At 38.0% G+C, this 25,005-nt stretch carries 22 protein-coding genes; 15 read left to right on the plus strand and 7 right to left on the minus strand.

The genetic code is table 11. From position 1 onward, the window contains the following. Window positions 1-6: 6 nt before the first annotated feature. The 7 genes from nirD (at window position 7) to ACTBZY_RS11455 (ending at window position 6,883) form a co-directional block, all read left to right on the plus strand. Window positions 7-351, plus strand: coding sequence for a nitrite reductase small subunit NirD (gene nirD, locus ACTBZY_RS11425; RefSeq protein WP_463046474.1), 345 nt, complete (start codon window positions 7-9; stop codon window positions 349-351). A 48-nt stretch (window positions 352-399) separates the two neighbouring features. After that, on the plus strand, window positions 400-1,833 hold the full coding sequence (locus tag ACTBZY_RS11430) for an ATP-binding protein (protein WP_463046475.1): 1,434 nt from the start codon (window positions 400-402) through the stop codon (window positions 1,831-1,833). A gap of 2 nt (window positions 1,834-1,835) precedes the next feature. Then, window positions 1,836-2,489: a response regulator transcription factor gene (locus ACTBZY_RS11435; RefSeq protein WP_463046476.1), complete on the plus strand. Its 654-nt coding sequence runs from the start codon at window positions 1,836-1,838 to the stop codon at window positions 2,487-2,489. Window positions 2,490-2,498: 9 nt separating this feature from the next. After that, a complete protein-coding gene (locus tag ACTBZY_RS11440) occupies window positions 2,499-3,614 on the plus strand; it encodes a cysteine desulfurase family protein (protein WP_463046477.1) in 1,116 nt (371 codons plus the stop codon). Next, window positions 3,601-4,581, plus strand: coding sequence for a GTP 3',8-cyclase MoaA (gene moaA, locus ACTBZY_RS11445; protein WP_463046478.1), 981 nt, complete (start codon window positions 3,601-3,603; stop codon window positions 4,579-4,581). Before ACTBZY_RS11440 ends, moaA begins: the two co-directional genes overlap by 14 nt. A gap of 11 nt (window positions 4,582-4,592) precedes the next feature. After that, complete coding sequence (gene araA / locus ACTBZY_RS11450; protein WP_463046479.1) at window positions 4,593-6,023, plus strand: L-arabinose isomerase; 1,431 nt, start codon at window positions 4,593-4,595, stop codon at window positions 6,021-6,023. Between the two features lie 122 nt (window positions 6,024-6,145). Next, the gene (locus tag ACTBZY_RS11455; RefSeq protein WP_463046480.1) at window positions 6,146-6,883 is read left to right on the plus strand and encodes an L-ribulose-5-phosphate 4-epimerase; all 738 of its coding nucleotides are present in this window, start codon (window positions 6,146-6,148) and stop codon (window positions 6,881-6,883) included. Here ACTBZY_RS11455 and ACTBZY_RS11460 read toward each other — a convergent pair. Together ACTBZY_RS11460 and ACTBZY_RS11465 are read right to left on the minus strand one after the other, a co-directional pair. Then, a complete protein-coding gene (locus ACTBZY_RS11460; protein ID WP_463046481.1) occupies window positions 6,880-8,070 on the minus strand; it encodes an MFS transporter in 1,191 nt (396 codons plus the stop codon). The two genes, ACTBZY_RS11455 and ACTBZY_RS11460, sit on opposite strands and share 4 nt — an antisense overlap. An 83-nt stretch (window positions 8,071-8,153) precedes the next feature. Further along, window positions 8,154-9,374, minus strand: coding sequence for a peroxiredoxin family protein (locus ACTBZY_RS11465; protein WP_463046482.1), 1,221 nt, complete (start codon window positions 9,372-9,374; stop codon window positions 8,154-8,156). A 110-nt stretch (window positions 9,375-9,484) separates the two neighbouring features. Here ACTBZY_RS11465 and rsmH point away from each other — a divergent pair, with 110 nt between their 5' ends. The 5 genes from rsmH to ACTBZY_RS11490 all read left to right on the plus strand — a co-directional run bounded on the left by rsmH (window position 9,485) and on the right by ACTBZY_RS11490 (window position 15,000). Next, window positions 9,485-10,402: a 16S rRNA (cytosine(1402)-N(4))-methyltransferase RsmH gene (gene rsmH / locus ACTBZY_RS11470; RefSeq protein WP_463046483.1), complete on the plus strand. Its 918-nt coding sequence runs from the start codon at window positions 9,485-9,487 to the stop codon at window positions 10,400-10,402. A 128-nt stretch (window positions 10,403-10,530) separates the two neighbouring features. Next, window positions 10,531-10,899 carry an FtsL-like putative cell division protein gene (locus ACTBZY_RS11475; RefSeq protein WP_463046484.1) on the plus strand — a complete coding sequence of 123 codons (369 nt, stop codon included), beginning with the start codon at window positions 10,531-10,533 and terminating at the stop codon, window positions 10,897-10,899. Between the two features lie 14 nt (window positions 10,900-10,913). After that, the gene (locus ACTBZY_RS11480) at window positions 10,914-13,007 is read left to right on the plus strand and encodes a penicillin-binding transpeptidase domain-containing protein (protein WP_463046485.1); all 2,094 of its coding nucleotides are present in this window, start codon (window positions 10,914-10,916) and stop codon (window positions 13,005-13,007) included. A 3-nt stretch (window positions 13,008-13,010) separates the two neighbouring features. Further along, window positions 13,011-14,243: a M14 family zinc carboxypeptidase gene (locus tag ACTBZY_RS11485; protein ID WP_463046486.1), complete on the plus strand. Its 1,233-nt coding sequence runs from the start codon at window positions 13,011-13,013 to the stop codon at window positions 14,241-14,243. Next, window positions 14,233-15,000: a carboxypeptidase-like regulatory domain-containing protein gene (locus ACTBZY_RS11490; RefSeq protein ID WP_463046487.1), complete on the plus strand. Its 768-nt coding sequence runs from the start codon at window positions 14,233-14,235 to the stop codon at window positions 14,998-15,000. Before ACTBZY_RS11485 ends, ACTBZY_RS11490 begins: the two co-directional genes overlap by 11 nt. A gap of 219 nt (window positions 15,001-15,219) precedes the next feature. Here ACTBZY_RS11490 and ACTBZY_RS11495 read toward each other — a convergent pair whose 3' ends face one another. Both ACTBZY_RS11495 and ACTBZY_RS11500 read right to left on the minus strand, forming a co-directional pair. After that, the gene (locus ACTBZY_RS11495; protein ID WP_463046488.1) at window positions 15,220-16,452 is read right to left on the minus strand and encodes a D-alanyl-D-alanine carboxypeptidase; all 1,233 of its coding nucleotides are present in this window, start codon (window positions 16,450-16,452) and stop codon (window positions 15,220-15,222) included. A 24-nt stretch (window positions 16,453-16,476) separates the two neighbouring features. Further along, a complete protein-coding gene (locus tag ACTBZY_RS11500; RefSeq protein WP_463046489.1) occupies window positions 16,477-17,163 on the minus strand; it encodes a DsbA family oxidoreductase in 687 nt (228 codons plus the stop codon). Between the two features lie 102 nt (window positions 17,164-17,265). Here ACTBZY_RS11500 and ACTBZY_RS11505 point away from each other — a divergent pair, with 102 nt between their 5' ends. Then, window positions 17,266-18,846 (plus strand): phytoene desaturase family protein, encoded by a 1,581-nt coding sequence (locus ACTBZY_RS11505; RefSeq protein ID WP_463046490.1) that lies wholly within the window; start codon window positions 17,266-17,268, stop codon window positions 18,844-18,846. 37 nt (window positions 18,847-18,883) lie between these two features. Here ACTBZY_RS11505 and ACTBZY_RS11510 read toward each other — a convergent pair whose 3' ends face one another. Both ACTBZY_RS11510 and ACTBZY_RS11515 read right to left on the minus strand, forming a co-directional pair. Further along, window positions 18,884-20,086, minus strand: coding sequence for a pyridoxal phosphate-dependent aminotransferase (locus ACTBZY_RS11510; RefSeq protein ID WP_463046491.1), 1,203 nt, complete (start codon window positions 20,084-20,086; stop codon window positions 18,884-18,886). A 474-nt stretch (window positions 20,087-20,560) separates the two neighbouring features. After that, window positions 20,561-21,229: a LuxR C-terminal-related transcriptional regulator gene (locus ACTBZY_RS11515; protein WP_463046492.1), complete on the minus strand. Its 669-nt coding sequence runs from the start codon at window positions 21,227-21,229 to the stop codon at window positions 20,561-20,563. Window positions 21,230-21,501: 272 nt separating this feature from the next. Between ACTBZY_RS11515 and ACTBZY_RS11520 the strand changes: the two genes are divergently transcribed. Both ACTBZY_RS11520 and ACTBZY_RS11525 read left to right on the plus strand, forming a co-directional pair. Then, complete coding sequence (locus ACTBZY_RS11520; protein ID WP_463046493.1) at window positions 21,502-22,554, plus strand: sensor histidine kinase; 1,053 nt, start codon at window positions 21,502-21,504, stop codon at window positions 22,552-22,554. Between the two features lie 83 nt (window positions 22,555-22,637). Further along, window positions 22,638-23,363 (plus strand): LytR/AlgR family response regulator transcription factor, encoded by a 726-nt coding sequence (locus tag ACTBZY_RS11525; RefSeq protein WP_463046494.1) that lies wholly within the window; start codon window positions 22,638-22,640, stop codon window positions 23,361-23,363. Window positions 23,364-23,371: 8 nt separating this feature from the next. On the opposite strand, the gene ACTBZY_RS11530 is transcribed toward ACTBZY_RS11525, so the two are convergent. Next, window positions 23,372-25,005: thiopeptide-type bacteriocin biosynthesis protein (locus tag ACTBZY_RS11530; RefSeq protein WP_463046495.1), on the minus strand; the 1,634-nt coding region annotated here is incomplete at its 5' end.

Consider the following 25,005-nt stretch of genomic DNA (forward strand, 5'->3'; position numbering starts at 1 on the left):
TTGAAAATGGAAGCATTATTTGAAACAATAACGTGGGTAAAAGCCTGCAAAACAGAAGATATTCCAGCTAACGGCGGTGGCTGTGTGCTTATTAACGGACAACAGATTGCTATTTATAATTTTGAGCGAAGGGGAGAGTGGTATGCCACTCAAAACCTTTGTCCCCATAAGCAACAAATGGTGCTTTCAAGAGGCATGATAGGAGCTTTAGAAGGGGAGCCCAAAGTAGCCTGTCCTTTTCATAAAAAGAATTTTTCATTAAAAACGGGAGCATGTATGGGCGAGGAGGATTACCAGCTAAAAACATATGAGGTTAAAGTGGAAGGTGGAGAGGTATTTATAGGGCTTTAAATCTTTATATGCTTAGTTTTGCTTATGAAGAATATCTCTGATTTATAGATGATTCCAATAGACAAAACCGTAGCAAAAAGGTTAACCGGTCAATATATTGTGGCATTGTCCATTGTGGCCATATTGACCATTTGTGGGCATACTTTAATACAATTTACCCTTTTAAATGTTTCTGACAACAGCCATGTGGTGAATTTGGCGGGTCGGCAAAGAATGCTTTCTCAGCGACTCACAAAATCATTTCTTCTTAAAACACATGCTAATCAAGCATGGGATGAGGAGTCTCAAGGGTCTTTTGAGCAAAGCTTTTCAGACTGGAAGAAAACACATATCGGGCTTAGAGATAATAAACTCACTGATGAGAAAAGGTATGAGGTAAATAACTCAAAGAAAATAAATATCATGTTTAAGGAGATTGAACCCTTCTATAAAAACATGGAGAGGCTATTTGATGAGGTTATGGGGGGCCGCTCACTTCAGCCATCAGAGGTTTTGGACTTACTGCAGAGCGAGAAAGACTTTTTGAAAACAATGGATAACATCGTTTACCAATACGATCATGAAGCTACGCAAAGGGTTGCCATTTTAAGGGCTTTCGAATTCCTGATTCTGTTTCTTACTTTACTTACCTTGTTTGTAGAGTTTATTTTCATATTTAATCCTCTGGCAACTTATGTGGAGGGGGTTATTGGGGAGCTCACCAGCTCAGAGCAAAATCTTTTGGCTGCCAATAATCAGCTTTCGGTGTCCAATAAAATGCTCTTAAAAACGCAAGAAGACCTCAACAAAGCCACGCAAGAGAAATATGAGAATAAGCGAAAACAAGATCAGATAAGATCGGCCTACTTGCTGGAAGGTCAGGAAGAAGAGCGGAAACGGATGTCTCGCGAAATACATGATGGTTTGGGTCAAATGCTTACAGGGATTAAATTGAGTCTTGGCAGGTTAAACTCCCCTGACATGGATCCTAAGCTTAGAAAGGCTTATGATCATATGAAGCAGCTTACCAATGAAACCATAGAAGCCACAAGGGGCATTTCTTTTAATCTTATGCCCACCGCTCTGAATGATTTTGGGATAGCATCTGCATTAAAGATTTTTGCTCACCAAGCACAGAACGGACAAGAATTGGAGTTTTCTATTGAGGTTGCCCAGCCAGAAAAACGATACGCTCAAAACATTGAAATAAATATTTATAGAATTGTACAAGAAGCCATCAATAATATCATTAAGCACTCCAAAGCCAAAATGGCAAAAGTGAAATTAGAGGAGAATAATGGTCTTTTGGAATTAAGTATTACAGATAATGGCAAGGGTTTTAATCCAGAAAAATTGAAGGCCGAGCGTCAGTCGCTTATTCATAATGGACTAGAAAATATAAAAATGAGAGTAACGCTTTTGAGTGGCACCTTTAGACTAACCACATTAGAGGGAGAGGGAACTGATATTTTCATTAAATTGCCGTTTGAATCTATTGAATAATAATGGCTGATATTAAGGTTTTATTAGTAGACGACCACGAGGTGGTGCGTAAAGGCATGAGTTTTCTTCTTGAAGATGAGCCAAGTTTAGAAATAGTGGGAGAAGCCAGTGGAGGAAGAGAAGCCTTAGAGAAAATCCCAGTTTTACAGCCAAATTTGATTTTGCTAGATATAAATATGCCTGAAATGAACGGTATAGAGGCTGCTAAACTGATTAATAAGAAATTTCCGAAGGTTAAAATTCTTATTTTTTCCATGCATAACGACCCCGATTATATTCTGAAAAGTATTGAGAGTAAAGTGGATGGCTATATTCTGAAGGATGCAGATAAAGAGGAGATTGTGAAAGCGATGAATGTGGTTCATAATGGCGAAAAATATTTCCCTGCGGAGGTTTCTGCCATTTTGGTTTCTGCCATGCAGAGCCATGCTGGAATAAAACCTATGAATTCTAATCAGAAGGTTTTAGGTGTTTTGTCTAAAAAGGAAATAGAAGTATTGAAGTTTATTGCCGACGGAAAAAGCAGTAAGGACATCGCAGAGAAATTAGGACTAAGCATAAGAACGGTGAGTAACCACAGGGCCAATATGCTAAAAAAAACCAACCTCAATAATACAGCGGAGTTGGTAAGAATAGCCAGTACAGAGGGACTTTAATTTGGGCTTATGAACTACCCCATTTACCTAGACTATGCAGCCACCACACCGGTAGATAAAAAGGTTTTAGAAACTATGCTGCCTTATTTTACCGAGCATTTTGGCAATGCCGCCAGTAGGTTTCATGCCTATGGTTGGGAGGCGGAGGAGGCTGTTGATTTAGCTAAAGCAAAAATAGCAAAGAAGCTTAATTGGCGTTCAGATGAAATAGTTTTTACCAGTGGAGCCACGGAATCAATTAATTTAGCTTTAAAAGGAGTTTTTGAGGATTTTAAAGGGCATTTGATAACTTTTGAGACCGAACATAAAGCGACCTTAGATACTGCTGATTATTTAGAAAGTAGAGGAGTTAAGGTTTCTAGAATTGGCGTTTCGAGAAATGGAGAAATTGATTTAGCCGAATTAGAAAAAGCTATTCAGCCAGAGACCAAATTGATTTCTATCATGCATGTCAATAATGAAACAGGTGTGATAATTCCGGTTTCGGAGGTCATAGCTTTGGCTCATAAAAAAGGAGTCTTGGTGCATATGGATGCTTCGCAATCTTTGGGTAAGATAGCATTGCCAAAAGACGTAGATTTGATAAGTTTCTCTGGGCATAAAATATATGGACCAAAAGGCGTAGGTGTACTTTTGGTAAAAAAAGAAATAAAGCTTTCCGCTCAAATTCATGGCGGTCGTCATCAAAGAAACCGTAGAAGCGGAACGTTAAATGTTCCAGGTATTGTTGGTGTAGCAGAGGCGGTATCAAAGTGTAATATTGAAGAAAACCATGCTATAGCTTTGCTTAAAAGCAAGTTTGAAAATGACCTTACCAAAGCTCTTCCATTTATAAGTGTCAATGGAAGTCAAAATGGTAGAGTAGGGAATATTTCAAACCTGTGTTTTAAAGGTTTAGACGGAGAAGCGTTAATGATGAAACTGAATAAAATAGCAGTTTCAAACGGCTCGGCATGTAATTCGGCATCCACGGAGCCATCTTTTGTCTTAAAAGCAATGGGGCTTTCAGAACAAGATGCATTTAGTTCACTTCGTTTTAGTTTGGGTAGATTTACCACAAAAGAAGACATGGAAAACACGAAGAACCATGTGATAGAAATAGTTAAAAATTATGCTAATAGATAATCACGGAAGACCCATCACATATTTAAGATTGGCAGTTACAGACCGCTGTAATCTTCGGTGTTTCTATTGTATGCCAGAGGAGGGGATTACCTTTTTACCAAAACCACATTTACTCACTTTTGAGGAAATGTTGAGAATGGTCAGAATGATGGCCGAGCTAGGTATTAAAAAAGTGAGGATAACAGGTGGGGAGCCTTTTGTAAGAAAAGAGCTGATGAGTTTTTTGAGAGCTTTGGTAGCGATTCCGGGCATTGAAAAAGTTAACATTACCACCAATGGCGTTTTGACAGAACACTTAGTTCCTGAGTTAAAAGCTTTAGGAATAAGTTCTATCAATCTAAGCTTAGATACCCTGGACAGAGAAAGGTTTAAAGAAATGACTCGCAGAGATGAGCTGCCAAATGTTTTAAGAACACTAGACGCTTTGCTCGATCATGAAATAGATACTAAAATTAATGCCGTGGTGATGGCTGGTAAAAATGACCAAGACATTTTACCATTGGTTGGTTTGAGTGAAGAAATGCCCGTTTCGGTAAGGTTTATAGAAGAAATGCCTTTCAATGGTAGTGGGTTAAACGAAGCTGCCTTTATGAGCTATCATAAAATCCTTGACATCATAAAAGAGGCACATCCTTCATTAGCCAAATTAAAAGATGAAGCCAGCTCTACTTCGTATAATTACAGCATCGCAAATCATCTTGGAAACGTGGGCGTAATTGCCGCTTATAGCAGAACATTTTGCGGAACCTGTAATAGAATTAGAGTAACGCCAACGGGTACGCTAAAAACCTGTCTTTATGACGACGGCGTTTTGAATATTAGAGATTTATTAAGGAGTAATACCGACGATGTGGAAATAAAAGAAATACTCACAAAGGTATTTACCAACAGGCATAAAGATGGATTTGAAGCGGAAGCCAACAGAAAGTCTATTGTAACAGAAAGTATGACCACCATTGGTGGATAAATAATCAACCCATGATTAAAATAGAAGACTTTGAAGTTTGGTTTATTACGGGAAGCCAGCATTTATATGGAGAAGAAACACTTCGCCAAGTAGATGAGCATTCTCAGGAGATAGTCGCCTTTTTTCAAACTTCTGAAAAAATAACGGTCAACGTGATTTTTAAGCCCGTCGTAAAGTCACCAGAAGAAATCCTTGCAATGCTTAGTGCCGCTAATGCTCAAGAAAACTGCGTAGGCATTGTCGCATGGATGCATACTTTCTCGCCAGCCAAAATGTGGATAAATGGCTTAAATGCTTTACAGAAGCCTTTATTGCATCTTCATACGCAGTTCAATAGAGATATTCCTTTTGCTAACATTGATATGGATTTCATGAATCTTAATCAGTCCGCACATGGCGATAGGGAGTTTGGTCATATACTGACCAAAATGAAAATCAACAGAAAAACAGTGGTTGGTCACTGGCAAGACCCTGAGGTTTTAGAAAGCATCAATGTTTGGACTAGAGTGGCGGTAGCCGCTCATGAAATGAAGACGTTGAAAGTGGCTAGGTTTGGCGACAATATGAGAGAGGTGGCAGTGACGGATGGCGACAAGGTAGCTGCTCAAATGAAATTTGGTTTTTCTGTCAATACGCACCCAGTCGGAGATTTAGTGGCGTACATTAATAAAGTAACGGATGCCGAAATCAAGACGCTTATTGAGGAATATAAATCTGTTTATAAAATGATGCCTTCTTTAGCAGAAGGTGAAGAGAAATATGAATCTTTGGTAGAAGCTGCCAGAATAGAATTAGGAATGAAAACCTTTTTGGATGAAGGTTGTTTTGGAGCATACACCAATACTTTTGAAGACTTACACGGCATGCGTCAGCTGCCTGGCATTGGTTCACAAAGAATGATGGCGGCAGGTTACGGTTATGGCGGTGAAGGAGATTGGAAAACCTCTGCCATGGTGAGAATTTTAAAAACGATGGCCGTTGGTATGAAAGGGGGAAACTCTTTCATGGAAGATTATACTTATCATTTCAATCCTGAAAACCCGATGGTTTTGGGTTCTCATATGTTAGAAATTTGCCCAAGTATTAGCACTGGCGAAGTAGCATGCGAAATCCATCCATTAGGTATTGGCGGAAAAGAAGATCCCGTAAGATTGGTGTTTAACGGAGATGCAGGGCCTGCTATGAATGTGTCTTTAGTAGATATGGGAGATGGCTTCCGTTTAATTGTAAACTTAGTTCAGGGTTTAGAGGTAACCGAGAAGTTCCCAAAACTACCGACTGCTAGAGTAATGTGGCGACCAGAGCCAAGCATGAAAGAAGGCTTGAAACAATGGCTAGAAGCTGGTGGTGCTCATCATACGGTTTATAGTCAAAACTTGTCTTTAGAATACATGGAAGACTTTGCTAAAATGTTTGATTTGGAATTGGTCGTGATTAGGTAGTTTTGTGGTTTCTTTCTATAAAGTCTCCTGCTTAGTCGAGTGTCTTTGGTATTGTAGATTAATAATGTCATTATGGTTTTTGTTAATGTATTTCACTAATTCGCAGAAAGATTTTAATGACTATGAAAGCACTACATAACCCAAAAACTAAAAATTTGAAAAAATATAAAACCCTAAAAGAGGAATGTTACGAAGCTAACCTTGAGCTTCCTAAACTAGGATTAGTCCTTTTTACTTTTGGAAATGTGAGTGCTGTAGACAGAAAAGAAGGTGTTTTTGCTATAAAACCCAGCGGTGTGCCTTATGAAAAATTGAAGGTAGAGGATATGGTGATTATGGATTATAATGCACAAATAGTTGAAGGGAAAATGAGGCCATCGTCAGACACAAAAACACATGCTTTACTCTATAAAACTTGGGGCGATATAGGAGGAATAACCCACACCCATAGCACCTATGCGGTGGCATGGGCTCAGGCAGGAAAAGACATTCCAATTTTTGGAACCACACATGCTGACCATACGCATCAAGATATTCCTTGTGCACCTGTACTTTCTGATGAAATGATTCAGGGTGATTATGAGTTTGAAACTGGAAATCAGATAATAAATATTTTCAAGGAAAAAAACTTGTCGCACTTAGAAATGGAAATGGTCTTACTTCAAAACCACGGACCTTTTACCTGGGGGAAAAATGCTGCAAAGTCTGTTTATAACGCGGCGGTCTTAGAAGAAATAGCCAGAATGGCTCAATTGACGGTGTCCATTAATCCAAACACCCCAAGATTAAAAGAGACACTGAGGCAAAAGCACTATCAACGTAAGCACGGGAAAGATGCTTATTATGGGCAGGGTTGTTAATTAATGTTTTTGACTTTCTTAGCCACAAAAATGCTTAGAAGAATCATGGTAATGGCAAAATAACCCACCCAGTCGTAATGGTCTAAATAGCCATCTTCTCTTTGTACAAGTATCAGTCCGCCTATGCTACTAGCTATGGCCTGAGCCATAAGCTGAACACTCGAGTTTATGGCCATAAAGCCGCCCCTTTGTTTTGGACTTACCACGCCAGAAACCATGGCTTGAGTTGGTATTAGTCTGCCATTTGAAAATATAAAGAACAGCCCAGAGATAGCTAGAACTATATAAAGTGGCACTGGTATCAAGTTGGTAATTAAGAATATAGGAATGCAAGAAAGTATCGCAAAGGTTACAAAAATTGGAAACTTACCTTTTCGGTCTGCCAATTTCCCTACCAAAGGAGCTGAGAAAATAGTGAGCAAACCACCTACCAAGTAAATCAAGAATATCTGGTCTTCTTTATAACCAATATTTGAAACCAAAGAAGGAGCTATGTAAGGAATGATACTGAAATGCCCCAACATAATGATGGTAGATAAAGCTAAGGCCCTTAGCTGATTTGGTGTTTTTAGAATATTGGTGAGCACTTCTAATTTTTTCTGTTTGGCACCCTTTTCTTCTAAGTGGGCAGTAACATTTGGTACAAAAAGCCAAATTAAAACCATGACTATAATTCCCAAACCGCCAACTGTAAAAAATGGAGCGTGCCAGCCGAATTTAGTGGCTAGATAGAGCCCTCCAGGAACCCCAATAACCGAAGCCAAAGAAAATGCCATCATGATAATTCCCATGGCTGAGGCTCTTCGCTCATAAGGGAAAGCATCCGCCACTATAGATAAAACCTGCGAACCTATCATGCCACCAAACAGCCCTGTGATGGTTCTGGCAGAAATTAGAATGGTAAAAGTAGGAGAAATAGCACAAGCAAATGTTCCTACCACAAAGCCAATATATGCGAAAAGTAGCACCTTTTTTCGGTCAAATCTATCTGCAAAAAACGCTAAAGTAAAACCCGAAATAGCCGCTGCTACTCCGTAAGTAGCTACTAAAAAACCAAACTGCTGCGTATTGATGTCAAAAATGTCAATCAACTGAGGGCCAAGCGGCATCAGTATCATAAAATCCATTATATGGGTAAAGTTGACACAGGCTAAAATTATGAGAAGAAGTCTTTCTTTCGAGCTCATTAAAAAAGGTTATAAGCTATAAGTACAACAAAACAAGGCCTTTGGTTTCTTTTTTATTGAATAAATACAATTTTAAGAATTATTTATTCCGCCGTAAGAAGTTCCATAAAACGTTCAAAATTTTCCTTGAATTGTGCATAGTACTCACCTGTTCCTGGTCCAGAAAAGCCAGTGTGTATTTTTCTTACATGATGTTTTTTGTCAAGATACACCGTAGTAGGGTAACTCATGATATGGTTAAGCATCGGAAGCGATTTGTTGGCCTCTTCTTTATCAATTGTTCCTGCCAAGAGTACTTCATATTCCATACGGAAACGCTTTTTCATTTTGTCTATTTTCGGGTAGGCTATGTCGGGTTTAGTACTTTTTTCAAATGCTAAACCAATTATTTCCACGTCCTTTTCTGGATTTTCTTTCAGCCATTTAACATAGAATTTACTTTCATCCATGCAGTTCGGGCACCAGCTTCCCAGTATTTGCACCAGCACCACCTTGTCTTTATATTTTTCGTCTGAAAGAGAAATGGTTTCGCCTTTTGTGTTTTTGAAAGAAAAGTCAAATTTGTCATAGCCTTCTTTGATAAAGGTCAGGCTGTCTGGGTCGGGAAGTTTAGCATTATCGTCTTTTACACCTTCCCAGGTTTCTTTATAAAGTAGGCTAGATGAAAATCGCCCGCCTTCTAGTTTGTTTTCGTTGATTTTGGCTTTGAATAAAAAGATATGAGTTCCGTCAAAACAAGATAGTTTGAGGCTGTCGCCATCCACATTTCCATCCAGAAAGCGATAATCACCTGTGCTGGTCAAAAAAGTGCCTTTAACCTTATTTCCTTTTTGAGAAAATATGCCAACCGACGGATAAATTTTTCCTTCAGGTTCTGTAAACGAAACTTGCCATTTTCCAGAAACATCATGTTCGGCTGTTTCTGAATCAGGTGCAAATCTATAGGAATCGCCTAGTCGAGCAGAAAAGGCTCCTATTCTCCTGCTGTTGTCGTCTAACCTTTTGGCGTAAGAACCATTCATGGTTTTCCCTGAAACATGAGCTACTATTTCGGCATCAAAAACCTCCATCGTAATATGAAGCGAATCATTCTTGAAATAGGCATTATCTAAAGCCAATCTTTCATTACCATTAATAGCGTAAACCTTTATAGTGTCATTCTTAGTTTCCAATTCGAGATTGAAAGGAATGGCACCAATAACCGTAGGAACCTCAGCTCGCCAAACACCATCTATATTTGGTTTATTTTCACTTTGGCATTGCCATAAAATAATGGCTAAGGGTAGAAAAAGGATTATTCTCATTTAGGTGGTATGATATCTTTTTTGGTATTGTCTTAAAGAGTGGAGCCAAAATCGCTTCTCAAAGGACAATTAACTACTTTTGTAAATCAAAAACTAAGCTTTAAAGTTCAATGTCAAATACTGATTATCACGTTCCGGTGATGCTAAATGAATGCCTAGAGGGCCTTAATATAAAACCAGATGGTATTTATGTTGACATTACTTTTGGTGGCGGCGGACACTCAAGAGCCATTGTCGATAAGTTAGAAACGGGTAAGTTGTATAGTTTTGACCAAGACGAAGACGCCAAGAAAAACGCAGAAGACTTTGATAAAAGTAAGTTTACATTTATCCAAGCCAACTTTCGTCATATTGCCAAATTTCTAAGGGTTCATGGTGTCAAAAAAGTAGATGGTATTTTGGCGGATTTAGGGGTGTCTTCTTATCAAATAGATACTCCAGAAAGAGGGTTTTCTACCCGTTTTGATGGAGACTTAGACATGAGGATGAACAGGCGATCAGGCCCTACAGCCAAAGACGTTATCAACAACTATGAAGTAAGAGAACTGCATAAAATTCTAGGAATGTATGGCGAAATTAAAAACGCCAAAACTGCGGCTCAGGCTATTGACATGGCTAGATCTGGAAAGTCAATAGATACCATTGAGGAGTTTAAGCAGGTATTAGATGGCGTAGCTCCCAAGTTTAAGGAGTTCAAGTATTACGCTCAGGTTTTTCAGGCCTTAAGAATAGAGGTTAATGAAGAAATGAAGGCCTTAGAAGAGTTCTTGTTTCAAGTTCCCGATTTACTGAATCCGGAAGGCAGATTAGTGGTGATGTCATACCACTCTTTGGAGGATAGAATGGTGAAGAATTATATTAAAAGTGGTTTCCTAGATGGGCACCTTGAAAAGGACTTTTTTGGCAATGTTTTAAAGCCATTAGATAGCATTACACGTAAACCCGTAATGGCCTCAAGCGAAGAACTTCAAATAAATCCTAGATCACGAAGTGCAAAATTGCGTATAGCTGAAAAACCAGAGGAATAGGCAACTAAACACCTATTCTCTTTTTGATTTTTAAAACGGTGGATTTTATCTTAAAAATGCTTTTGGTTTTTTGAGAAAGGAATACTTAACTTTGATTAAGTGCTTTTAAATAAAAATTCCTAATAATCATGTCTACCAATGTCCCAAAAGGCCAGCGGAAGGTGCCATTTATGACCAGATTGGCATCACAATTCAATCTTATTGATTGGGTTACCGAGAAGCTTCATATCACTGAAGAGCTGCCTACTTCCATGTTAAAAAAGGTTGGTTTTGCTTTTGTTCTTGTGCTAGGCTACATCTATTTTCAGCATAATTTTGAGTCTTTAATTAGGGGGCTGGATAAGGCTGAAGGAATAATTAAGGAAAAAAGGGCGGAGTATATCTCGCATAAATCATCATATATGTATGAAAGCAAACACTCCCAGGTTTCAAAGGCCCTGGAGAACAGAGGACTGCTTAAAAACATACAGCCACCCGTTAAGATAGTTGCGGAATAATTAACCTACAGAAAATGAGCAGTATAAAAGGTCAGATACAAAGTAGGTCGCTATGGACGTTTGGGTTCATGGGTTTAATTGCCATAATTATTGTTTATGGTATCTTAAGCGTTCAGAATAATGAGAAATATGATAATTCTCAGGTGGAAAGAAACCTTATTTACGAAAAGGAGATTCCCGCTATGCGTGGCAATATTTATGGCTCAGACGGAACGAGTCTCCTTGCCACATCTGTACCTTATTACTATGTGGGTTTGGACGTGAAGCAAGCCAGAGAATCCATGTTTAATGAAAACGTGGACGAACTGTGCAAAAAACTTTCAAACCATTTCAAGGATAAATCGTGGCGAGAGTATAAATCCCTTATAGTTCAAAAGCGTAAGTCCAAGAATAGCCGATATCTAAGACTATCAAAAAGAAGAATCTCGCATCAGGAGAAAATGGATATTTCTCAGTTTCCTCTTTTTAAGGAAGGTCCCTATAAAGGAGGTGGCGTTTTTGAGAAAATTTCTACCCGATCTTTACCATTTAACGACATGGCCAAAAGAACCATTGGTAGCCTAGATAGAAGTACTAAAACCAAAGGTCTTTTTGGAATTGAGTTTAGCTATAATAATTATTTGGCGGGTAAAAACGGAAAGTCACTTTTTAAGAGATTGGCAGGAGGGGTGAATCAGCCATTGGATTCCGAAATAAACGAGGAGGCCATTCCAGGCCAAGATGTCATTACCACCATAGATGTAAATTTTCAAGACATCGTGGAGAGTGCGTTAAGGCAGAAAGTAGTACATACCAATGCCAATTATGGCACAGCTATAGTAATGGAAATAGCTACTGGGGAGATAAAAGCACTGGCTAACTTAAGCAGGAGAACTAGAAATGGGGAAACCAATTACATAGAGGACATGAATTATGCAGTATTGGCCTCTACAGACCCAGGATCCACTTTTAAGCTAGCATCTATGATGGCTATTTTAGAAAAAGGGGGCTTAAAACTATCGGATTGGGCAGCCAACTGTACTGGTACAATCATACACAGAGGAAAGCGGTTTACCTGTGACCATCAACATGGTGACATTACGGTAGGAGAGGTTTTTGAGATGTCTTGTAATATTGGTGTTTATAAACTGATTGAAAGAGTTTTTGGTGCAAACGGCATTGACAATTATCTAACTTATATATCGAAGTACAGGCTAGATCAACCCATAGGCTTCCAGCTTAAAGGTGAGAAAGCACCATATTTCAAAAATGCAAAGGACAAGACATATAGTAAGTTTACACTTCCTTGGATGAGCATAGGATATGAAAGTCAGATTTCGCCGATTCAGATGTTGGCTTTTTATAATGCTGTGGCCAATGATGGATATTGGGTGGAGCCCTTTATTGTGAGAGAAATAAGAGAGGGAAATACACAAATAGAGCGATATGAAAATGTCAAACTATCCAAACGTATAGCCTCTGGAGATGTGATAGAAATGGCTCAAAAAATGATGAGGGGCGTCGTGGAGTCTGGTACAGCCAAGGGCATAAGCCAGGGGTTTTGCAAAGTAGCTGGTAAAACAGGAACGGCACAGAAACTAAATGCCCAAGGGTATAATAAAGGCAGGTATTTTACTTCTTTTATTGGGTTTTTTCCAGCAGATAATCCAAAGTATGCAGCTGCCGTGGTGATAGATGAGCCAAGAGGAGATCAGGTTTATGCTTCGCAAGTATGTGCTCCGGTATTTAGAGATATTGCAGATAAGATTTTCGCTTATGATGTCCAAATACACCCTGCGTCTGTTAATTCTAAACAGCTAAAACTCATAGCCAAACAGCAGAAAACGGGTATGGCGGACGACTTTCAAGAAATAGCGGATGAGCTTTCCATAAAGATTGAACCGAGTCGAGCAGACGGTTTGGTAAAGTTGGCTGTGTCACAAAATGATTCTTTATACTGGCGAGCTATAAAAGATACAAATGGAGTGCCTGACGTTTCTGGCATGACCCTAAAAGATGCTTTACCATTATTAGAAAATAAAGGTTTTGTGGTTAAACATAGTGGTTTTGGGAAAGTTGCGGATTACTCGCTGATAAGCAATAGTGTGGTGAGTTTGATTTTGAATTGATAAATGACGGATAAAGAGCTCTTAGCGGTATTTGAAAGTAGTAAAGAACCCTTTTTTACAAAAAGGAGGTTTAAACATGCCGATGTTCTGAAGCTTTTAGAGAAAACTGATTTTGAAAAAGAAGTGGTGGGGCAGTCTTTTGAAGGCAGAGATATCTTCAAGGTTAAGATAGGCAAAGGAGATGTCCATATTTTATTATGGTCTCAAATGCATGGTAATGAGGCTACGGCGACAATGGCTCTTTTCGATATTTTCAGGTTTTTTGAACAAACCTCTAACCAGTTTACGGAAGATATTTTAAGTCGGTTAACCTTGCACTTTGTGCCTTTGTTAAATCCAGATGGAGGGGAGCGATTTATTAGAAGAACGGCTCAGCAGATAGATATGAACAGAGACGCTTTGGCTTTAGTATGTCCAGAAAGCAGGCTTTTGAAAGAGCTTCAAATGGACTTAAAGCCTGCTTTTTCTTTCAATTTACACGACCAAAACGTCAGATATTCTGCTGGAGCTACGCAAAACCAAGCGGCTATTTCTTTCTTGGCAACGGCCTATAATGAAGAAACCGACTGGAACGAAAACAGAACCAAGGCCATGCAGCTAATCTGTGAAATGAATGAAATGCTGCAGGATATAATACCGCATAAAGTAGGTCGGTTTTCTGACGAGTTTGAGCCAAGAGCCTTTGGCGATAACATCCAGAAATGGGGAAGCAGCCTTATTTTAATCGAATCTGGAGGTTATGGAAATGACCATGAGAAGATGTATCTGCGAAAGTTAAATTTTGTGATTATTCTCAAAGCGTTATTTGCAATTACGAAAGAGTCCTATAAAGTAAGAAAGCTAGAGGAGTATAATGCTATCCCTACTAATGAAAAATATCTATTTGACCTCCTGATAAGGAACGTGAATGTAGAGGGCGTTCAAATGGATATTGGTATCAATAAAGACGAGGTCAATACTAATAATGCGACAGACTTTGAATTTCAGAGTGTGGTGGAAGATATGGGCGACCTTTCTACCTTTTGGGGCATTGAAGAATTGGATGGGAGTGGGCTTTCTGTGGAGCCATTAGATGCTTTTTCAGAAATATTAACATTTGATAAACTGAATAAAGAGGATTTAGGGCGTTTAGAGTTTGATAAAAAAGCTAATTTCGCATTAACGCAGGAAGGGAAACTGTGTTATATCATCTTAAACGGAGCCTTATCAGCCGTACCAAATAATATTGGCGAATAAATTTAGAATCCTGTTTGTTCTTTTATTCTTTGCTTTAAATAGCCAAGGGCAGAAGCTTTGGTCTGTATATGGTAAAGTTTTAAATAGCCAGACTAAAAGACCTTTGTCTTCACTGACCATTACCAATCAAAGGACCGAGCACGTGGTAGTAACCAATGACTCAGGAGACTTTTTTATCCGAGCCGCAGAAGGAGATTCTTTGATAATTAAAGGCATAGGTTTTGGAGAAACGGCCTTTTATTGGGATAAGTCTGTGGGTAATCCTACCATAGGCTTAGATCAAAAAGCCATAGCTTTAGATGAGGTGGTGGTGAGAGACAAACGCTCAGAAACCATAGAAAGAGAAATTAAAGCCTTTTTAGAAAACCCAAGAAATGCTCAAAGCATGAAACGAGATATTGTGGGCAACCTGGTGAGAACTTCGGCTGCAGGCGGTCTTGGAGGCGGGGCAGGGCTTTCCATTGATGCCCTCTATGACTTATGGAGTAAAGAAGGCAAAGCGAACAGAAGAGCCGCTGAGTTAGAATACCAAGATTTGAGGAGATTCTATATAGAGTTAAGATATAACAAAGGAAAAGTAGGGGCTATTACCAACTTAAAAGATCCAGACCTTGAACAGTTTATGGGATATTGTAAGCTCGGTGATGAGTTCATTTTAAATGCCAGTGATTATGATTTAACCTATCAAATCATGCTTTGTCTCAGAGAATTTAACAATACAGCAAGTTTCCCAGTGCTCAAGTCTACTAAAAATTGAAAGTCAGATTTTCTTTGAAACCCCTCAGAGGCAAAATATCAGCAGCCGATAGAATTATTTTTCGTATAAATGTCTTATAGGGTAAACCATGTGTACGTAAAGCCTCCGAATAGCAGTGGCGGTTGCTGTGGTGTAAATGTGCTGTGCTGTAGTGAGAACTTTTGTAGATTTTAATTTTCGAATAGGATGTCCTTTAAGGACAATACATTTAAGAATAATTTAGTATGCCAGCCAAATCCCCTCCAAAAAGCTAGCGATTTCTTTTCTTACAGCACTGACGGGTTTGGTAAAGTTATTATTCATAAGGGCAAAGGTTAGTGTTCTGCCTTTTTTAGTTTTCATAAAACCTGCCAAGTTATAAACCCCACTCATAGAACCCGATTTGGCCCAAATGTAAGTGACATCATTTTGACCTATTTTAGGGAGAATGTAAAATGCTTGGGTTAGGCCTATTTCGCTTTTAATTTTTTGAAGGAGGTATACCAAGTCATTTGGTGTAAACATATTATACCTTGAAAGCCCAGAGCCATCTACCCATCTTGGTTTTTGCGGTAAATCGGACAGCTTATTTTCAAGCATATAATTGATAGCCTTTGTGACAGAAAGGGAGTCTGAAATTTGACCACTTGCCATAAGCATGAGCTGTTCCGCTAGCATGTTATCACTATGCTCTAGCATGGGTATTATGAGGCTGTCTCTTGGTTCAGAAAAAAGTGTGGCGTATGCATAGTTGTTTACTTGCTTTCGGTCGTATGCCACGGGTGCTTTTAATGTATCAGAAAGTAAGGCTGCTATAGTAGCACCATCGGTTTTGAAGGGTACTTTTACAGCATTTAAGGATGCATGTTCGGCTATGCTAAAGATATTTTCACTTTCTTCTCTAACTAGTTTTGTTTTTTGATTAGCTACTTTTTTAGAGAATGTCTCAAAGTATTTTGGCTGTGTATTGGACTTATTAAAAGTGACAAGGTTTCCATAAATAGGAAGTGACGAAATCTCGGCTTGATAGTCTTCTAAGTAATCATCCCACATCCAACCTTGTCCGTAGTATTCACCCTGAAAGTTAGCGTCAGAGAAAATGAGTTTCTTATTGGCTTTACTCCTTAAGAAAGCTAGCGTATTGTTTTCGGGAAAATCAGCTCGTAAAAAAGTGGGGTCACCAGTGCCCCAAAAAATGAGGGAGTCTGCGGTTTCATAATACTTTAAAGCTGGAATATTTTTTCCCAATAAACTAATGCTGCTATACCAAGTAAATAGTTTAGTGGTACTGGCAGGGCTAAAATATCGATTCGCGTTTTGTTGGAAAAGGGTGTCACCCGTTGCGGGGTCAATAAAAAGATAGCCCAAATGATGTTTGTCGTCATTTGGGCGTGTTATCCTCTTAGATATTTTTTGAACCTGACATGCCCCTAAAAAGGCTATTAAGAAAAGCGAAATAAGGGTGTTTTTCATAGATGGCAGAAACTGTCGCTCAATTTAGCAATTCGGATCGTCAATGTCGCATGATTCCGCTTTGGCCACTTCCATTTTTTCACTTACGTCTTTAATGGTATCAATAAAAACCTGTGGAGGTTGAGCACCGCTAAAGGCGTATTTATTATTGAAAATAAAGAATGGAACACCCGTAACACCCATTTGTTGGTAATTTCTAATCTCTTGTGTTACCCAGTAAGCTATCTCTTGGTCATTGATGACAGAAAGTGTGTACTCTGCTGTCCAGTCAAATTCCTTCATGATATTTACCAAAGTGGCGTCTTGCGTCAAATCTAAGACCTCTTCAAAGTTTGCCTTGAAAAGTCTTTCTTTTAAGCGGTCTGCAAAACCCTCTTTGCTAGCGACATGAAGCAGCTGGTGCATTTTCATGGTGTTTGGGATGGTCTTAGCTGACTTGAAGTCAAAGTTAATACCAACACCATCTCCGGCACTTATTAGATTTTCTGCCAACATTTCGTAGCGTTCAACACTACCAAACTTATTGGCCATATATTCTTCCTTATTAGCTCCTTCTTGTGGAATGTTTGGGTCTAATTGGAATGGATGCCAATTAATATTTAGTTCGTATTCGTCTAATGAAGTGATGGCTTCTTCTAGTCGTTTTTTTCCTACATAACACCACGGACAAGCGATGTCCGAAACTATGTCTATGTTGATTTTCTTTTTCATGTCTTCATAACATTTCAGGTAATTATTAGTTCCCAGCCTATGAGTATGGGGTTTGCTGCATTCAATTTACGATATTGCTCTTCGATTATTAATCATTAGAAAATGGATAAAAACAACTACGATGTTGTAATTATAGGTAGTGGGCATAACGGTTTGGTGGCCGCTTGCTATTTGGCAAAGGCGGGTAGAAAAGTGTTGATTTTGGAGAAGAATAATTACATCGGAGGAGCCACCACTTCGCAAAAAACCTTTCCTGAATTTGAAGCTTATTTGTCTAGGTACTCCTATTTAATAAGCCTTTTCCCAAGACAGATAATGGAAGATTTGGGACTTGAGCTAGCATTATTGACAAGAAAAACCGCTTCGTATACACCCTATGAAGAGAATCATGGTTTGTTGCTGAGCAATGAAAATAATATTATTTCAAAGGCATCTGTTTTAGCTTTAGGTTATGGTGACGAAGAATGGGAGGGCTATCAAAAGTTACTTCAATTACAAGGAGAATTTGCAGATTTAGTATGGGATTCACTTTTGGAACCTTTAAGGTCAAAGAGTGACTGGAAATTTACTTTTGAAGCAAAAGGGAAGTTAACGTTATGGGAAACCTTTGTTGAAAGACCCATTGGGGAGTTAATAGAAAATTATGTCAAATCTGATGTACTTCGAGGCGTATTATTGACCGACGGGAAAATAGGAGCGTATACACATGCTTTTGACGAGACCTTACTGCAAAATAAAACGTTCATCTATCACATCATTGGAAACAAAACTGGTGAGTGGCGTGTGCCAAAAGGTGGAATGGGTAGTTTGGTAAATCAGTTACATCAAAAGGCCGTCGATTTAGGAGTTGAGTTTAAAATAAATGCGGAAGTAGACAGCATAGAAAACCAGTCGGTATTAGTAAATGGGGAAAGAATAGATGCCAGATACATATTGCTTAATGCAGCCCCACAATTATTGGAAAAACTAGTGCCTGATGAGCTGAAAAGTAAGTATAGCTTTTCAGAAGACCAGTACAAAGGCTTAGACGGAACGGCATTTAAGATAAACATCCTATTGGAACGATTGCCAAAGCTTAAAGACAAAAGCGTGACGGTTGAAGAAGCTTTTGCTGGAACATTTCACATCAATCAAACCTATAAACAGCAAGCCATTTCTTACGAAGAAGCGATGGATAATAAAATCGCGAGTGAGTTTCCATGCGAGATGTATTGTCACACTTTGACGGATACTTCCATTATGTCAGAAGAATTGAGAGATAAAGGCTTTCATACCATAACCGTATTTGGATTAGATATGCCCTATCATCTTTTCTTGGAGGATAATGAAGGAGTAAAAGAGTTAGTTTGGAATAAATTCTTGAAGGGAATTAATAGATACTTGGGCGAGCCTTTCGAAGACTGTATCTCAAAGGATGCAAAGGGAAACTTATGTTATGAATGTAAAAGTGCACTGGACTTAGAAAACGATTTGGGTTTGCCAAAGGGCAATATATTTCACAATGATTTAAGCTGGTTTTTTGCGGAAAAAGAAAGTGAAGAAGGAGCCTGGGGAGTGGAAACGGTATTCCCAAATATCTTTATTTGTGGGTCAGGAGCCAAAAGAGGAGGTGCTGTTAGCGGGATTCCAGGAAGAAACGCTGCTATGAAGGTTTTAGAAGGAAAAAACCTCTCCGAACAATAAGCCAGAGAGGTTTTCTTCAGTGTTATAAGAAGTGAGTTTATTTCAACTCAGAACATGCTTTCTTAATTCTTTCAATAGCTTCTAAAAGTGACTCGTCCGAAGCGGCTGTTGAAATCCTGATACAGTTTGGTGCACCAAAACTATCACCACCAACCGTAGCTACATAAGCCTTTTGTAATAAATACATACAGAACTCGTCACTGGTATTGATAGTTGTTTCTCCATCAGACTTACCAAAGAATTCGCTGATGTCTGGGAATGCGTAAAACGCACCATCTGGAACATTTACTTTAAAGCCAGGTATTGCTTTCAAACCATCTACTACTAACTTTCTACGTATTAAATAAGCCCTTTTCATGGTCTCTGCAGCTGTCATGTCGTCCCATGCTACCACGGATGCTCTTTGAGCAATATGGTTTGTGCCGGAAGTAACCTGACCTTGAAGCTTTGTGATACCTTTAGTAATCCACTCGGCTGCACCAATATATCCAATTCTCCAGCCTGTCATAGCAAAGCCTTTAGCCATACCGTTTACTGTAATAACACGGTCTTTTATGGCAGGAATAGAACCAATGCTGAAATGACCTTCTTCCATGAAGTTGATGTACTCATAGATTTCGTCCGCTAGAACAAAGACGTTTTCGTGTTTCTCCACCACTTTAGCAATAGCCGTAAGTTCGGCTTTGCTAAATACAGCACCTGTAGGGTTTGCAGGAGAAGAAAACATGATAAGCTTCGTCTTGTCTGTAATAGCTGCTTCTAGCTGCTCTGCAGTAACTTTAAAGTCGTTTTCAAATGAGCCGCTAACGATAACAGGAACACCTTCAGCTAATTTTACCATTTCCGAGTAACTTACCCAGTATGGAGCAAAAATAATAACCTCTTCTCCTGGGTTAACCATGACTTGGAGTGCGTTTGCCAAAGAGTGCTTAGCACCAGTAGAGACAACAATATTTGCTGGAGCCCAGTCAATATTATTATCACGTTTAAATTTGTCTGCAATAGCCTTTCTAAGCTCAGGAATTCCAGGAACCGGAGTATAGGAATGGAAACCCGCGTCAATGGCTTTTTTTGCCTCTTCACAGATATGATTAGGCGTCTTGAAGTCAGGCTCGCCTATTGAAAGATTAATTACATCATGTCCCTCGTCACGCAGTTCACGAGATTTTTGAGACATGGCTAGCGTAGCTGATGATTCCAGATTTAGGATGCGGTCAGATACTTGATGTGCTGCAGACATTTTATTAAGTTTTATTTACCGTAAAAATCGGGTGCAAAAGTAGGTTCTTATATTGCTTTTTGAAACGGAATTTTAAAGTATTTTAAATAAATATGAAGAAAAAGCTAGTTTCAAACATATTATTTCAATATAACATAATTCTGAGACGTTCTGGTGCCAATCTCCTGAAAATTAGAAGTGTCTTCTGGAGGACTGAATGATGTCGTTTGACCGTTTCTTTTAGGGACGTTTAGGCTCCATAAATTTCCTCAAAACCTTATCGTTTAATTTCAATAGAATATGTATATGCGGCTTTATTAAATGCAAAAATAGTAAGCCTCCAAAGAAACATTTCTATAGAGGCTTTATTTAGTGCCTAATTGTGTGGAAATAATATTAAATATCTGATTGAGTGTTATAAACGTATTGTAAAGGTTTCTTGTAAGGACTTTTTATTCAAATAAAATGTACGAATGGCACAAAACTATATATGAATTATAAGCCAGAATTAGGAAGGTAGAAGGGTTTCATGGAAATGGCAATGCCTATAAGCTGATTACGACCTTTAAGGTTTAGCTTATTCATGATGTTTGCTCTATGATTATTCACAGTAGCGGGGCTTATTAAAAATTGCTTCGCTATTTGTGGTGTAGTGTTAGACTCAGCCAAAGCTTGCATTATTTGTAACTCTCTAGGGGTTAGTGTTTTAAGGATTGAAAGGTCTACATCCGAAGACTTTATTTCTTCTTTTTGATCTTTGTCAATTTCTTTTTTAACACTTTGGGAAATATAGTATCTCCCGGATCTAATTTCTTGTAATGCAAAAAAAAGCTCACTCATGCCGTCGAAAGCATGAATGTGCCCTGAAATGTCAAGTCTTTGATGAACGAGTCTTGCGTCTTTAGCACTTTGAGAAAGGAATATGAAGGAGCCTTTGAAAGCTTCTTTTTTTAATTCTATAGCAACTTCTATTCCAGATATGTCTGGCAATGAGTTGCTTAAAATAACCACTTCTGGTTCATGCTTTAGAATTTTTTCTATTGCATCTATTCCAGAAGTGGCGTATTTTACAACATCATACTCCCGCTGTTCTAGCGACTCGCGAAGGACTTCACAAATTAAGGTACTTCTATGAACTAATAAAACTTTGGGTAGTGTATGCATAATAATATTTTCAGCGAAAATATTCTTCCAAACTTACTTACTTGGTATTGGAATTGTAGACCAAGATTTAATAGAATTCTTTGTAGAACTGTTGAATTTCGCTACTGTTGTTTTTCTGATTTGAAGATTGATTTTTCTCATGATTAAAATTGATTATTTGATTGATTAAAATTTACTATACAAATGTCGCGTGCTACTAGTAAAATTAGAAACAACTAGTGTACATAACACGATTAACTATACCAAAACCCATTTTTAATATAAAACATGATATGAAAGAAAGTTATCTAGTTACTTTTTTTAATAATTTGAAACGGAATAAGGCTGAGATTTCGCTCCATTTACTTGCTTGGAGTATTTATTATTTGGTCGATTTTATCTTTGTAATTGGTTTTACACAAGATGTTACTAAGGGGGTGCTTATGACCTATTTTAGTAACATTTTTGTCTATACCTTTTGTTTTTATTTCATTGTAGAAGTTTATAAAAGAACTTTTCCTGATGAGATGCTAAAAGGAGTTGTCGTAAGCGTATTATCAATTTTGTTCTTTTCATGGGTGAATTTCATTTGGGATGTATATGTGCTTGAGTATGGCATGTCTGTAAAGAGATTTGAGGAAAACCCATGGAATGTTTACCTTTTTGAGACTTGGCGTTTTTCTACATCTGGACTATATGCTTTCGCCTATTGGATATATTTGCAAAGAATAAAGGACCAGAAACTTAGAAGAGAAGCGGAGAAGCAACTTCATAGTGCCGAAATAGCTTTCTTGAGGGCTCAAATTAACCCACATTTTCTATTTAATACACTTAACTTTGTCTACGGAGACGTGGCAGAAAAAAGTGAAGAAGCGGGAAAAGCGATATTGTCATTGACAAAACTACTGCGGTATTCTGTGGAAAGTACTAAGAATGAGAACAGTAGTTTACGGAAAGAAGTAGAGGCTGTAACGGAGTATCTGGTTCTTCAAAACTTACGTTTTGGGGGTATGGTTTATGTTGATTTTAAAAAGTCTGGATTATTTATGCTTTTTGTTATTCCTCCATTGGTCTTATTAAGTCTGGTAGAGAATGCTTTTAAGTACGGAATTATTGATGATCCTGACACGCCAATAAAAATAGATCTCGATGTAGACAAAAATGGTCTGAAATTTGTATGTAACAATGTGAAGAGACTTGATTTTAAGGATCGGGAGACCACTTCGGTAGGGATAATAAATATACAAAGGAGATTAGAGTTGACTTATGGAGATGATTACGAACTACTAGTGAATGAAACGGAGACCAATTACGAAGTAGTTTTGAATATTCTTTGGAAGAAATAAAGTTGACATAGGAATTTATAAATTATCTAGTTAGACTTGTAAACTAATTGACAACAAGCTTTCTATATACTAATAACAGGAAAATGATAACAAGTGTAATAGTAGATGACGAATCTGCGGCGATAAAAATTTTAGAAAATTATATTAAGAGGCTTTCCTTTATTGAAAACATCGCTTCTTTCCAAAATCCAGTAGAAGCATTGTCTTTTGTCAATGAGAATAATGTGGATATGGTTTTCCTTGATATAAACATGCCTCACTTGACGGGCTTTAGTTTTATGGACATGCTAAAGAAAGACACAAAGATTGTTTTGACTACAGCATATTCGGAGTACGCCATAGATGGATATAAGTATGATGTGGTGGATTATTTAACTAAACCAATTCCTTTTGATGATTTCCTGAGAGCGGTACAGCGTGTTCAGAATAGATTTTTGGCCTCCAGTTCTGTAAGTCAAAAGACAGAGTCTTTAAATGATTATATCATGGTAAAGACGGAGCACAAAGGGAAATACGTCAAAGTAAAGTTTGAGAATATTCTATATATAGAGTCTTTGAAAAATTATGTCGCCATTTGCACCTTACAAAAAGAGCAGATAATTACCCTTCTTACCATGAAGGAGCTTGCAGAAAAGCTGCCAAAAGAGCATTTCATAAGAACTCATAAATCTTTCATCGTTTCTCTTAATCATTTAAAGTATGTAGATGGTGGAGAAATAGTGCTTCAAACGGATAATGACAAAATCCCTTTGGGAATTACGTATAGAGATACATTTTTTGAGATGTTAGAGAGCAAGATGCTACAATAATCAATCAATTACTTTTTTTTTAAGCGTGCTATTTGCGATTGATATTCTCGGAATAAAAAATCGTAAATCAGGAACTCGTGTAAACGAGGCTGAATAGTTACGGTTCTGTTAACGGACATATGTGTCAGTCCAAAGACGAATTCTTTATCTGTGATTGGGTCTATTTTAAAACTTGAAAGTCCATTTTTTCTAACTTCCAAGATATGCTCTGTTAGGACAGATTTTTTTGAAAGGTAAGCATTAATCTCTTCTCTATTTTCACGGTACAGTTTATCAATCTGCCTTTTCTTTGATGGGTTTATACCATATTCTATAAAAAAGCCTTCTCTAAAAGAGGTAATGAGATTAAGTTTCTCTTTTAACGAAAAATTGAAAATTTCCAATAAGTCGTCTACGGCTCTTAAGGCATAAAGCCATCTTGTGTTTTCTTTTATTTCGGGCTCAATATTTTTTATAAACATTAAGTAAGCCATGCTGTCTCGGAAGAAGAGGTCTTCTGCCACTTTTATGCCGAGTGTAGAGTACCTTTCTATTTCAGCTATATAATGGTCATTCTCTAATTTCCAAACGTGTCCAAGTTGCTGTAAAGCATCAATAGCGTCTTGGAGTAGTTTTATAAATGAAATATGGTCTTCCGTTAAATGAAACCTAAGTCTTAAATGGAAGTCAGGATCCCGATACCTAATAAAAAACCATTTATCAATTAATCCTTCATCGAGCCCTTTTTCTATTAAATCGGAAAGGTTTGTTTCAAAAATGTCATCAACAGAGCTTGGAGGACAATAGAGCTTAATATATAACCACTTCTTAACTTCAGGATGCTTTATTTCCGGGAAAAATACGAAAGCGTTTTCTGTAGAAAAGTTACGGTCGTTTGGTGTTTTGAAGTTGGGTCTTCGCTTAATAATACTAGCCACAAATTGGTTTACTTTTGGTAGGTTTTCGGCAGACTTTACAGGAATACTCTCATCAAAAAGAAATTCTTTAAGGATAATGTCCTTTTTGCTTTTAACTGTGTCTAAGAACAGCTTCATAAGAAAGGAACTGTTGGTGTTAATGTATAAGTCGTTATCCCCTTCCGAAATCACAAATAAATCTGGCAGTTTAATGGCTTGTTTCCAACCGAAGAAATCAACTTCAGATATAACCTTTGAAAGTGTTTTTAAATCATGAGAATCAAGTTTCCATGTTGCTAAACTTAAAATAACGCCATTATAGGAAACACGAGGGAAAAAAGAGTGCTCTTTGATAGTCTCTGGCCATTGGAACTTTAAGCTTCTGTCTTTGGCTTGGTACTGGAAGTCGAAAAGAAACTTATACACGGGCAGTGAATTTTGGTCTACGTTATGTGTATTACTAAGTCTAGGTATAATATATTGACCAGTTTTGGTATGCTTTAGGTATAGGGTATTGTTCTCTAGACATATGTGTATGTCTCTCAGGCTAACTTTAGAAGCATTTGAGTTTTTAGAAAGAAAGTTCATTTCATAGTCCAGAGCCTGCTTTCTGCTCAAGACATTACCGAGTTTAGGATTTGGAACATGGAGTATTTCCGTGAATATAATATTCGGGTTTGCTGTGATTTCTTCGTGGGCAATTTTATCTATACAATCACCAATTTCTTTGAAGGCATTTCCAAAAC

The organism is Arcticibacterium sp. (assembly GCF_055134445.1).